A 12,740-nucleotide genomic window follows, 5' to 3' on the forward strand; every position below is an offset into this window, starting at 1 on the left:
CTATTTTCATTCATATCTGTATCTTTCATTATAAAACATTCTGAGTAAAATTGTAACATTGCAGCTAAACAAGTAGCAACTTGTACCCTTTTTCGTCTGTCTCTTTACTAGTACTACTCTATTAAGGAGTTATTTTCTATTGTGATTTTCCCTGCCTCACTCTTACAATAAAAAAGGGGAATGTAGAATGAACGTTCAAACGATTACGAAAGAACAAGCTTGGGAAGTCCGACATATCGTCATGTGGCCTCATAAAGATTTCAGTTATGTTCAGCTGAAAGAGGATCCATCAGGCATGCACTATGGACTGTTTGAAAAAGGAGAGTTAAAATCAGTTGTTTCCTTATTTATAACAGGTGATGAAGCTCAATTCCGGAAATTTGCTACGCTCAAAGAAGAACAAGGAAAAGGGTACGGCAGTCATTTGCTAAAAGAAGTTTTGTTCAAACTCAAGAATCTTGGGATACGAAGGGTCTGGTGTAACGCACGAGAAAATAAAGTATCTTTTTATCAGGCATTCAAAATGAAAGAAACCACGCGTGTATTCACCAAATCTTCTACACGCTATGTAGTTATGGAACTATTTTTTTAAACAGCTAAAAAAGCAGCGTGCGGAAGCACGCTGCTTTTATTTTACTGCTCTTATTTAAGAAAGACTGTAACCTTTAGTTTGGTTCAATCAATCCATATCGGCCATCTTTTCTTCGGTACACAACGTTTGTAATGTTTGTCTCAGCATTTGTAAATACAAAGAAACTATGTCCTAACATATTCATTTGTAAAATAGCCTCTTCGCTATCCATTGGTTTTAAATTAAATCGTTTTGTACGAACTAGCTCTAATTCATCCTCTTCAGTTGCAACAGCTACGTTCGCTTCACTTTCTAATGCTGCAAATAGATACTTCTCAGCACCTTTTTCACGCATTTTTCGATTCACTTTTGTTTTATGTTTACGAATTTGACGCTCTAATTTATCTAGGACAAGATCGACAGCTGCGTATAAATCACTGTGGGTCTCTTCAGCTCTCAATACGAGATCATTCATTGGGATTGTGACTTCTATTTTTTGATCGTTATTGTAGACTTTTAAGTTTACATTTACGTCAGCAGTTGGTGTCTCGTCGAAATAACGCTCTAACTTACCAAGCTTTTTCTCTACGTATTCCCTAATTGCTGGAGTCACCTCAATGTTTTCACCGCGAATGTTATACATCATGTTCGAACTCCTCCTTTAATCCATTGCTATACCTCTACAATTCTACAATACCCGACACAATCCCTTCCTAAACTATTAAAATTTTTAGAAAATTTAGTGAAAATTTTTGGAACCTGAGAAAAGTTTATGAAAAAACCAAAAAAATAGACCTTCTTCATAAGAAGAAGGGTTGTATTTTTTACGCAAAATTAATTTTTTTTATCGTAAAACATCCCATCAAACGATTTCATTTCGTAAGGGTTTACATAGCTGTTATTATGCTTTTTTTTCACTTTTAGCAAACGGAGATCTTCCATGATTCGATGCCGGATGAAGATCAGATTTTGATCAATCGTCTTATTCATTTCGACAATTTTCTTACCCATCCATTCATGATCTCTACTTTTTGGCGGCAGCTTCTCCATGAGGTCACGTCTTTTTAATAGAAGATACTCTAATTTCTGAATGTCCTCTTCTCGATTTTTGTCAGAAAATATTTGAGTAAGTCGGTAAATCTCGTCAGTTATCTGATACAGTTCGTTTATCATATTTATGCTTGGCCGCCGCTTCCATGGACTTGCTGGCGGTGAAGCTGCACAACTTGCTTCCACGTATCGCGGAACTCTGTTACATATTGTTCGGCTTCATCCAAGCTCTCTATGTCATTTTTTGTGTTCGCTTCAATTAAACACTGGTTGATATAGTCATACATAGTCATCATAGACTTAGCAACTTGCACGTTTGTATCAAGGGTAATCATTAATTCTTGAATAATATTTTGTGCTTTTAACAAATTCGTATTTTTTAGCTCAATATTTTTTTCCTGTATGCCTGTTCGTGCAAGTTTGATAAATTTCAAACACCCGTTATACAGCATAAGCGTTAACTCTCCTGGAGAGGCAGTCTGAACAGCTCCCTGCTGATACGCTTGATATGGATTATTTGCTGCCATAAACGTTCACTCCTTCTTAACTAAAATATTGCGATAACTGCGCGCTTTGAGCATTTGCATTTTGAATGGCTTTCTCCATTGCTGTAAACTGACGATAATACCGGTCCTCTACTTGTGTGAGCCTGCTTTCAAAACTAGTAATTTGGCTGTTTACGCTTTTTAAATTCCGCCCAAGCAAAAATTGTTCACTTGTCCATGTTGAACGGCCAGCGCGCTGCTCAACTTTGGATACGGTTTGAGTAATCGTATCTCGTAAACGTCGTACAATCCCTTTTTCACTTGTTGTACTTCCACTTTTCATAAATAAATCCATAACAGACTGCGGGTCTTTTTCAATTGCTTCTTTTAATTTAGTCCCGTCACCTTCAATCACTAGCTTGCCTCGATCACTATAGTTTGCGCTAGTTGAAATACCGATGTCCGTTAGCTGTGAAAATGCTCCGCTCACTCCTGATACAGAGGCATACCAGTTAGAACGCATTTGATTCAGCCCGCTTGATAAAATTGTGTCTCCTTTTAACAAACCGCTTTTTGCTTTATCATCCCACTGCTCAGCTTGTTTGTCCGTTAGCTTTTCTCTTTCTTGATCCGTCAAAGGCTGATAGTTTCGGTCTCTTTCTTCGGTAATCTTTCCATTAATTTTCTCAATCAGCTCATTATATTTAGTCACAAAATCTTTGATTGTATCAAATACTTTTTGCGTATCATTGCTTACGTTAACGCGCACATCTCCTGTGAAATTATTTTGAAGGGTATAGGTAACGCCTCCCGTTGTAAATGTATTAGACTTACGAGTTGTTTCTAGACCGTTTAGCGTAAATTTTGCGTCTGTTCCTTTCGCATTACCGGCAAGCTGTAGAAACCCCGTTGTCAAAAATGCTCCTGAAAAAACCATATTGGATCCATCTGGACTGTCAACAGAAGATAAATTCCCCGTATCTTTACGAGTCATGACAACTTTATTCGTTCCTTCATCAAAAAAAGCTGAAATGCCTACTTTTGAATTACTGATTTGTGTGAGAAGGGTGTTTAATGAGGTGGAACCGTCAAATTCAAATGGCGTACTTCCCCCATCTTGAATATTTCCTGTTGCTTTGCCTGTACTATCATAAGTTGTCATAGAAAAGTTCAGCACATTTTGCTGATACGAGAACGCTTCAATTGTACTGCCGCTTGTTAATGTGGTACCAAACGTCATTTCACCTGTGTCTTCGTTAATAAATACTTCATTAGAATTTATAGTTCCCGCCGCTGTTCCTATTCTTACGGTATACGCTTTACTTGTACCATCCGTGGTAACGGATATAGAGTTTAAAGTGCCTGTGTTCTGATTTACAGCAGAAACAGCACCTTTAGCTAATTTCACTGTACTAGTATCCGCACTTAATGTTATGGCGGCTTGTTCCACTGTTTTCTCAGTCCAAACACTTGAATCCATCGACCCGCGTTGAGACCACAAGCTTTTCGTCGGATCCATACTAGAATCAATACTGGTGCTAATAGTCTGAGCAGCAGTCGCCATTGTCACGTTTGAAAGGGTATAAGACGCATTTCCTGCTGAGGAAGTAGCTGCTGCTTTTACTTTTGTTTCATCTGCTGAAGATACCGTTTTGGACGAATAAGAAGACTGCAAGGTCATATTAAAAGCAAGATTATTAAAGTCTGATAACAGCAAATTCATAGAGCGATAATCGTCGCGCTGCCACTCTAACGTTTGCTTTTGTTTTTTCATCTTATCAATAGGCATTCGTTCAGCCTTCATTAAATCACTGACGATTTGATCAATATCCATCCCACTTGCTAATCCACTTACTCTTACCACTTACCATCACCACCGTTTTTTTATTCATCTATCCATCAACTGCTAGCCATAAAATATAAGTATATTTTTTCGAATCTCCCTATTCGTTCATAGGTTCACCACTTCTCTATTTTGTATCGGTAAAACGAACATTTTTTTCATAGGTCAAAGGGTGCAAGATAGAAAAAGCTCACTTATTTTTTTACAATAAGTGAGCTTTTTATTATTGGCCAAACAAGTTCAGTTTCTGGGATAAATTCCTTTGAATATCCTTAGGAATAAGGTATGGTGCTAGATTTATAATATCTCGTAACGAATCAATGGTTACAGAGGCAGATAAATTTATATATTCATCCGTTGTATCTGCTTGCTCAAACGAAATGGAATCTGGCAAATTATTGAGCAGAGTAATTTCATTCATTTCTTTATCGACCGTGACATCAGAAGACTCGTTAATATTTAAGCGATCCCATACAAGAGACCTCGGAATCGGCATTCTTCCTAAATGCACACTATTCACCTTCAAAACAAGCTTTCCATTCTCGGCATTTGGTGTTACATCAACTACAAACTGTGATTCCATAAAAGATACTACATGTTTATTAATATAAAATTTTATATGTTCCGGAAGCAACTCCGCTTCTGCTCCCTCAACCGTTTCATCATTTTCATAAAGGTAGCTGCGCAAATAATCGTTAACATCGCTCTCGCTCAATCGGTAGCCTAAAATAGGGGAGCCTCCGTTCAGTTCTAGCGACGTCGCACGAGCGGACTTTTCTTGTGCTAGTGAAGATAATGAAGCAGTCTGATCAAGCTTTTCAACATTTCTAACTGGACTAACGAAAAAATACAACCCAAATAAAAGGATAATAAATAGAAAAATAACAGCTATAAATTTTCTCAAACACACGCACCCTTTCAAACATTCTTCTTGGAACATAATACCGATTTATCTTTTATCATACAAGATAAATAAGATGTATGTCGAAAACTTGTATAAAATGTACGTATATACTCGACATCCCAAATGGCGAATAAGTCTATAGTGAATAAAACGAGTCTTGTTCGACTTAAAATGCGTCGATTTTAGTAACTTAAAGTCGATTTTTATAGGAATTTGATAATTGGCACACTTCTTGCTTATTATAAAGGTAAGGGGAGGAATTTCTATTTATATTTTCAGAATTTACTTTATTTTCTAATAGTCTTTCGATAATTTTAAAGGAGTGAATACGATGGGAAACAAAACAGAATCACACGGAAAGTTAAAGCAACGTCACGTTTCCATGATTTCCATTGCAGGTATTATCGGGGCCGGCTTGTTTGTAGGAAGCGGATCCGTTATTAACGCAACAGGCCCAGCAGCAGTAGTTTCATATGCAGCAGCCGGACTGTTAGTCGTTCTATTAATGCGTATGCTCGGTGAAATGGCTATGGTAAATCCAGATAAAGGTTCATTCGCGACATATGCTCAGCAAGGAATTGGCCCGTGGGCAGGTTATGCTGTTGGATGGCTTTACTGGTTTTTCTGGCTAATTGTAATTGCAATCGAAGCCACTGCAGGAGGAGCAATTGTTCATGAATGGCTCCCTTCCGTACCAATTTGGCTTTTAAGCTTAATCTTAACCTTTGCATTAACCTTAACAAACTTATTCTCTGTCAAATCATTTGGAGAATTTGAATATTGGTTTGCAATGATTAAAATTGTGGCAATCGTTGCTTTTATGGGAATCGGTTTAGCTATTATTTTCGGATTAATCCCAGGTACATCTTCACCTGGTTTAGCTAATTTAACGGGGCACGGAGGCTTTATGCCAAAAGGTACGAACTCTATCTTTTTAGGAGTTATTACCGTTATTTTCTCTTATTTTGGAGCTGAAATTGCGGCTATTGCAGCTAGTGAATCAGAAAATCCAGCAAAAGCTATTACAACTGCTATTCGCAGTGTCGTATGGCGAATTTTAATTTTCTATATTGGTTCAGTTGCTATTTTAGTAACTCTTTTACCTTGGAACTCAGCTGATTTACTAAAAAGTCCGTACGTAACAATGTTAGAAATGGTCAACATTCCAGCAGCTGCACAAATTATGAATTTAGTCGTATTAGTATCCGTTTTGTCTTGCTTAAACTCTGCTTTATATACGAACTCGCGAATGATTTTATCATTAGCTCAAAAAGGACAAGCTCCTCGTGCTTTAGCAAAGGTAAGCAAATCAGGCGTGCCGGCAAGAGCCGTATGGATTAGCACAGCTGCCGCATATGTATGTGCTATCTTTAGCTTCGTTTCGCCGGATAAACTCTTTTTATTCTTAGTTAATGCATCAGGAGCCATTGCTCTTATTGTGTACTTAGCTATCGCTATTTCGCATTTACGCCTGCGTAAGAAAATGATTCAAGCCAACCAGCCAATTAAAGGAATGAAAATGTGGTTGTTCCCGTATTTAACATACGTAACAATTGCTGTTATTACCGTGATCTTCTTATCAATGGCATTTATTGATTCGATGCGCTCACAGTTTTTCTTAACTCTTGGATTAACCGCTGTTGTTCTTCTTTCATACTCATTCATCAAAAAAACAAATAACAAGCGACCTGACGATCAATTTTCCGAGTCAGAAAATATTGCAAAATAAAAAAAGCCGCATCTGCGGCTTTTTTTATTTTGTTTTTGATTATTTCTCAACCGATATGTCACGATGAAGGTTTCGAAGCGGCTGAGGAGGGCAAATACGTCGCGTTGCGTAAGAAACAATAAAAATAGTTAACAACCCGCCTACCATCGCAAATGTACGAAATGGAAACATGACCACCCCGTCTTCTATCATCGGATACGGAAGCAGCGCTTTTAAATGAAGCAGCGGTTCCCCTCCACCGATTCGAAGAACAAGAGACACAATGAATCCAGCCAAAGATCCGTACCAGTTTGCTCCTTTAAAGAACAAAGCGCAAACCAATTGTGGAAAAAGAATACAATACACTAGGTCCCCTGATAAATACCATAAGGAGTAGACACTCTCAGAGTTTAAAGCAATTAAAGTTGCTCCAGTTCCAATGATAATGATAGAACGTTTAATAACTTTATCTAACTGCGCCTGTGTCGCATTTGGTTTTACAATCGGACGATACACGTTCCAAGCTGCCATTCCCGAAGCTGAAAGTAACGAAGCCGCTACTGCAGCCATGACGGCAGCAGCTAGTCCTCCAAGCGCAATCGCTCCTACTAAATCAGGCGTTAGATATTTAAATACGTATGTTAAAATCATAGACGCGCTCTCAGGGCTTGACGCTCCAAATGAAGACCAGTCCGCACTGTAACCAATCATTCCTATTAAAGTTGGAGGCAAGGCCGCTAGAGCGCAAAAAATGCCGGCTGTAATAGATAGCCACATTGCTGCTTTTTCATTTTTAGCAGATAACACGCGCTGAAAATAAATCTGCCATGGAATACCACCAAAAATAAGTAAAAATGTGCTATCCCACCATTGCCAATATGTATTTCCCCATTTTGGATCTTCCCAGCCTTTTAATGGAGGAAATAAATGAAGAGAACCAGTCATACCTTCTGAATAAGTAGAAAAAACGGCTCCCACCCCTCCCGTATTCGAAAATGCAAAAGGAAGCACCAGAAATAATCCTAAAAACATAATAGAAAGCTGTAAGATATCGGTATGTGCTACTGCCCACAAGCCGCCAATCACGGTGTATGCAATGGCAATAAGTGCGGAAAGAATGATGGAAATTGAAAAACTGAGGCCTAAAATCACACCGAATGTTGTTCCTAAAGCAGTTAAGATAGCTGCGCTCCAAAACAGCTCTCCTAATATAGCTGGAAAATAAAGAACCGTAGCCATTTTCTTACCGAAACGAGATTCTAGAGGATCGAGCATTGTCATAAACTCAAACCTTCTCATCTTTCTAGCAAAAAAGATACCGCCTAAAATTAAGCTGATTGAATAACACCATGGCGCTTGCGTCCAAGTCAGTCCTGAGGAATAAACAGTTTCGGCCGTTCCAGCAATATACCCTCCACCTACCCAAGTAGCGGTCATTGTGAACATTGAAATCCATAGCGGCATAGATCTTCCCGCAACAAGCATATCATCTGATTTTCCTTTTTTACTTGCAGCAGCTCGAGCACCAATAAAGTAAATAACACCATACATAATGAACATTAAAATGAGGCCTGGCCAATAGAGATCTGGATTATAGAGAGAATAGATAAATGCGACAACCATAAAGATGAAAAATCCTATAATAGTTGTCCATAAGGGGGTTAGTAGACGGTTGTTTCTGTTTGATTTCCCTGAAAAGTCAGAAGTCTCATTCGACTTTTCAGGCCTGGCTTGTTGTGTGTCTGAACGAAATGGCTTTTTAGCATTTTGCATCGTCTCACATCCTTTAAATTGATAAAGAAATCTAAAGACATAACTGTCCTCTATTCCTTTTTCCTACCAGCATACAATTAAACCTAAAAATAGATTTTTTTAGAATAAACTATAAATAGTTGGATTATAAATACCAATACGAAGGGGAGAAATTACGTTTATATAATTATATTAAAATAATTTAAATTGACTTATTTTATTATTCAGCTAAAAATTCATAATTATTTTCATCTTCTCTCTAAACTCCTTTCTTAATTTCCACATTCAAAATCCTTTGTTTCTCAAGGTTTGTATGCAAGCAGATATCGTACTATGGTTAATATATCTGAATGTTTAGGATATTGTCAAAAAAGTTTAAGGGTTTTCATATAAAAAAAGAATAATATTCTCATAGCTCATACATAAAAAAACCTTTTGTATCAAGGGACATAGCAATCAGTATTTTTTAATTGCTTTTTGTTAAATTTTTTCTTAATATCCGAATAATCAGCTCTTAATAGAGAAGAAAATCAATTTAAATTCAGAACATTTAAAGTTTTTGAATTTGACTAAATTAAATGGCCGATGCTATAATTCAAATTGTTAAGAACGTTAAATATAAATTTAACAAATTCTATTATTTGGAGGTCGATGCTATTGGAACAAACACTTATGCTTGAGAAAATGCACATAAACGGCCAATGGGTTGAAGCACGCAGCGGCGAGAAAAGAGAAATTGTAAACCCCTTTAATCAAGAGGTTATCGCTGTCGTTACAGAAGGAAATCGTGCTGATGCCATAGAAGCCATTGAATCAGCTAGAAAAGCTTTTGATGCAGGTGAATGGTCTAAATTTACAGCGGCCGAAAGAGGTTCTTTGTTATTTAAAGTAGCGGAAGAAATTCGCAATGATCGCGAGGAACTAGCAAAGCTTGAAACCTTAAATACCGGAAAAACCCTCGTTGAAAGCCTAGCAGACATGGATGGAATTGCTGATGTCTTTCAATACTATGCTGGATTAGCAGATAAAGATGGCGGACAGATGATTGAGTCACCTAATCCCGATTCTGTTAGCCGCGTTGTCCGTGAGCCTGTAGGCGTGTGCAGCCAAATTACTCCTTGGAATTACCCGTTATTGCAAGCCTCTTGGAAATTGGCTCCCGCACTTGCTGCTGGGAACACAATTGTTATTAAACCAAGCGAAATCACCCCTTTAACAACTATTCATATGATGAAAATTTTTGAAAGAGTTGGCTTTCCAGCAGGCGTCATTAACATTGTACTCGGTCCGGGTGCGACCGTTGGACAAGAAATGGCAGAGAGTCACTTAGTAGATTTAGTTTCCTTTACAGGTGGCGGAGTATCTGGACGTAAAGTCATGCAGGCTGCCGCAGGCAACTTTAAAAAAATTGCTCTTGAACTCGGAGGGAAAAATCCGAATATCGTCTTTGCTGACGCTGACTTTGACACTGCGGTTGACTATGCATTAAATGCGGTCTTCTTTCATGCTGGTCAAGTTTGTTCAGCTGGTGCGAGATTACTCGTTCAAGATGATATTCACGATAAATTTGTTTCAGCAGTTATTGAACAAGCCAAAAAAATTAAGCTAGGGGACGGCATGGACGAAGCCACTCAAATGGGACCCGTTATCTCAAAAGAACATCTAGCTAAAGTGGAACATTATATTGAGCTAGGGAAACAAGAAGGTGCTTCTCTTGTTTTAGGAGGCAAGCGTCCAACTCAGGATTCTTTACAAAAAGGCTTATTTATCGAACCAACTATTTTTACAAACTGTCATGGAGACATGAAAGTTGTCCAAGAAGAGTCATTTGGTCCGATTATGACAATTGAGCGCTTCAGTACTGAAGAAGAAGCAGTCGCACTTGCTAACGATACGATCTATGGATTAGCTGGAGCTGTTTGGACAAGTGATATGAACCGAGCTGAACGTGTAGTGAAAGCACTCCGTATGGGAACAACTTGGATTAACGATTATCATCCCTACTTCCCGCAGGCTCCTTGGGGAGGTTATAAGCAATCTGGGATTGGAAGAGAGCTTAGCCATATCGGTCTAGAAGAGTATACGGAAATTAAACATATTTATACCAATACAAATCCACAGCCAATGCGCTGGTTTCAATAAAAATTAAGGGGGAATTTAAAGATGTTTATGCGATTTGAAAGAATGGAACGTTTAAAAAGTTTTGAGATGCCAACGGTTGTAAAACATGGAATTGGTGCTGTAAAACATACTGGAGAGGAAGTAAAAAACCTAGGTGTGTCTAAAGTTTTATTAGTAACAGATCCTGGTGTAAAAAAAGTAGGTTTAGCAGATCCCGTAATCGCTAGTTTAAAAGAAGCGGACGTAGACGTTATTCTATTTGACCAAGTAGAAGCCAACCCTTCTATTCACGTAGTAGCAGACGGCACAAAAATGTACAAGGAAAATGGATGCAACGGACTAGTAGCTGTTGGAGGCGGAAGTTCAATGGATACGGCAAAAGCTATTGGTGTAGAAGTAGCTCATAATGCTCCCGTCTTAGATTATGAAGCAGCTGAAGGAAAAAAACCTTTAACAAAACGTATCCCTCCTTTAACAACAATCCCTACAACTGCGGGTACAGGAAGCGAAGTCACACAATGGGCCGTCATTACGGATCCTGTTCGTGAGTTTAAGTTTAATACAGGTGGACCTTTAATTGCTGCTCACTTAACAATTATTGATCCAGAACTGCACGTATCTATGCCTTCACATATTACGGCCGGTACAGGAATTGACGCATTAGCTCATGCAATTGAGTGTTATACATGCCACTTTGCGCAACCAATGACAGACTCTGTTGCTTTATTGGCTATTGAGTACGTTGGAAAATACTTACGACGTGCAGTTGCAAATGGACAGGATATCGAAGCACGCTATGGAATGGCGCATGCAGCTATGCTTGCTGGCCTTTCATATGGAAGTGAATCTGCAGGAGCAGCTCACGCGATGGCTCAAACATTAGGAGGCATTTATCCAATTGCCCATGGCCCTTGCGTAGCAGCAATGCTAGGTCCTGTAATGGAGTATAACTGGATGGGTGAGCCTGAGAAATTTGCGCGCATAGCTCAAGCTCTAGGGGTTAATACACATGAACTAACACTTGAAGAAGCAGCTCAAGCAGCTGTTCGTGAAGTATATCAATTAGTTAAAGATGTACAAATCCCTTCTTTAGAAGAACAAGGTGTTCCAAAAGAAGCGGTTTCTCGCTTAGCGCAAGAAGCATTTAATGATCCTCAAACAGTTGGGAATCCTCGTGATTTAACTGTAAAAAGTTACGAATGGATTTATAACCGCTGTTTTGAAGCTACACCATTAACCGTATAAAAATGATAAAAGGCTGTTGATTTTTCAACAGCCTTTTTTATGTTACTCTTTCGCTAATTCTTCATTTAAAATATCGATGATTCTTCGGTCGTCAAAAACTTTCACTACTTTTTTCAAGAAATGATAATAATGTTTGGACTCTATAATCTGCGCTAAATTACGCTTTGCTTTTACTGCGATCTCCTCAGGTACATCTTCATCATTTAAAAGAATCTGCAGCTTGTTTTCCGCTTCTTCGATTGCCTCTAAATTAACTGAAATTTCTCTTTGCCACTTCTTACAGAAAAATGAAAAAAAGGACTTAGAAAAATCTTTTTCTGCTTCATATAAGTCTTTTCGAACACCTTTTTTCCACACTTTGTGGACCATGTCAATATTTTGAAGTGAACGAATAGATGTACTCATCGTTGGTTTACTCATACCCAATTCTTCACTCATTTGATCTAATGTAACAGGTTCATCCATAAAATAAAGCATGCCATACAGCCTTCCTACTGAAGGTGTAACACCATATAAATCCATCGTATCAGCTAAAGCACTGACAACCACATCTTCGGCTTCTTTTAATAAATCATGATACTCTTGAACATCACTCATTTACTCTTCTCCTCTTTTGTTAAATTTATTTGAATTATACTTAATAAATTTAATGATACACGATAAAAAGGAAAAAAACAGAAATTCAGTTCAATTTTTTGATAAAAAAGAAGCCTTCTCTTAAAGAGAAAGGCTTAAGACATAGTGGGGAATACTATATGTTTATCTTTCCCGATTTAGATATTATTTATACGGTATATTTTTAATTATTTTCAATCTGATTGTTTTATTTCTTTTTCGGTAATTGTTTCAGCATATCAATAGCATGTAATGTAATTTGAGAAGCACTTTTATTTTCATTACGTATTTCTTCATAAATCTCTTGTCTATGAATATCTACAGACTTTGGAGCTTGAATTCCTAACTTTACTTGATCACCATTAACTGCAAGGACGGTCACTTCAATTTCATCACCTATTTTGATTGTTTCATATAACTTTCGTGTTAAAACAAGCATGGACTCA

At 37.9% G+C, this 12,740-nt stretch carries 12 protein-coding genes; 4 read left to right on the forward strand and 8 right to left on the reverse strand.

All coding sequences use genetic code 11. The features are described 5' to 3' along the window. The first annotated feature begins 187 nt into the window (after positions 1-187). Positions 188-592, forward strand: coding sequence for a GNAT family N-acetyltransferase (locus ACRPLY_RS20305; RefSeq protein WP_028412025.1), 405 nt, complete (start codon positions 188-190; stop codon positions 590-592). A gap of 73 nt (positions 593-665) precedes the next feature. Here ACRPLY_RS20305 and hpf read toward each other — a convergent pair whose 3' ends face one another. The 5 genes from hpf to ACRPLY_RS20330 form a co-directional block, all read right to left on the reverse strand. Continuing rightward, positions 666-1,217 (reverse strand): ribosome hibernation-promoting factor, HPF/YfiA family, encoded by a 552-nt coding sequence (gene hpf, locus ACRPLY_RS20310; RefSeq protein ID WP_013059750.1) that lies wholly within the window; start codon positions 1,215-1,217, stop codon positions 666-668. Between the two features lie 188 nt (positions 1,218-1,405). After that, a complete protein-coding gene (locus ACRPLY_RS20315) occupies positions 1,406-1,744 on the reverse strand; it encodes a hypothetical protein (protein WP_028412024.1) in 339 nt (112 codons plus the stop codon). Between the two features lie 2 nt (positions 1,745-1,746). Continuing rightward, positions 1,747-2,148: a flagellar export chaperone FliS gene (gene fliS / locus ACRPLY_RS20320; RefSeq protein ID WP_028412023.1), complete on the reverse strand. Its 402-nt coding sequence runs from the start codon at positions 2,146-2,148 to the stop codon at positions 1,747-1,749. Between the two features lie 16 nt (positions 2,149-2,164). Further along, positions 2,165-3,970 carry a flagellar filament capping protein FliD gene (fliD, locus tag ACRPLY_RS20325; RefSeq protein ID WP_028412022.1) on the reverse strand — a complete coding sequence of 602 codons (1,806 nt, stop codon included), beginning with the start codon at positions 3,968-3,970 and terminating at the stop codon, positions 2,165-2,167. A 202-nt stretch (positions 3,971-4,172) separates the two neighbouring features. After that, positions 4,173-4,853: a hypothetical protein gene (locus tag ACRPLY_RS20330; RefSeq protein ID WP_028412021.1), complete on the reverse strand. Its 681-nt coding sequence runs from the start codon at positions 4,851-4,853 to the stop codon at positions 4,173-4,175. 331 nt (positions 4,854-5,184) lie between these two features. Here ACRPLY_RS20330 and ACRPLY_RS20335 point away from each other — a divergent pair, with 331 nt between their 5' ends. Further along, complete coding sequence (locus ACRPLY_RS20335; protein WP_028412020.1) at positions 5,185-6,582, forward strand: amino acid permease; 1,398 nt, start codon at positions 5,185-5,187, stop codon at positions 6,580-6,582. Positions 6,583-6,621: 39 nt separating this feature from the next. Here the strand turns inward: ACRPLY_RS20335 and ACRPLY_RS20340 are convergent, their stop codons facing one another. After that, positions 6,622-8,334, reverse strand: coding sequence for a sodium:solute symporter family protein (locus ACRPLY_RS20340; protein WP_028412019.1), 1,713 nt, complete (start codon positions 8,332-8,334; stop codon positions 6,622-6,624). A gap of 630 nt (positions 8,335-8,964) precedes the next feature. Here ACRPLY_RS20340 and betB point away from each other — a divergent pair. Continuing rightward, positions 8,965-10,455: a betaine-aldehyde dehydrogenase gene (betB, locus tag ACRPLY_RS20345; RefSeq protein WP_176521382.1), complete on the forward strand. Its 1,491-nt coding sequence runs from the start codon at positions 8,965-8,967 to the stop codon at positions 10,453-10,455. Between the two features lie 21 nt (positions 10,456-10,476). Continuing rightward, on the forward strand, positions 10,477-11,679 hold the full coding sequence (locus ACRPLY_RS20350; protein WP_016765895.1) for an iron-containing alcohol dehydrogenase: 1,203 nt from the start codon (positions 10,477-10,479) through the stop codon (positions 11,677-11,679). A 42-nt stretch (positions 11,680-11,721) separates the two neighbouring features. Here the strand turns inward: ACRPLY_RS20350 and cudC are convergent, their stop codons facing one another. Continuing rightward, positions 11,722-12,276, reverse strand: a complete 555-nt coding sequence (gene cudC / locus ACRPLY_RS20355) for a choline uptake/conversion transcriptional regulator CudC (protein ID WP_028409671.1) — start codon at positions 12,274-12,276, stop codon at positions 11,722-11,724. Positions 12,277-12,502: 226 nt separating this feature from the next. Beyond that, complete coding sequence (csrA, locus tag ACRPLY_RS20360; protein WP_028412017.1) at positions 12,503-12,733, reverse strand: carbon storage regulator CsrA; 231 nt, start codon at positions 12,731-12,733, stop codon at positions 12,503-12,505. Positions 12,734-12,740 lie beyond the last annotated feature (7 nt).

This window comes from Priestia sp. TGN 0903 (assembly GCF_050846855.1).
In the GTDB taxonomy this organism is placed as follows: domain Bacteria; phylum Bacillota; class Bacilli; order Bacillales; family Bacillaceae_H; genus Priestia; species Priestia zanthoxyli.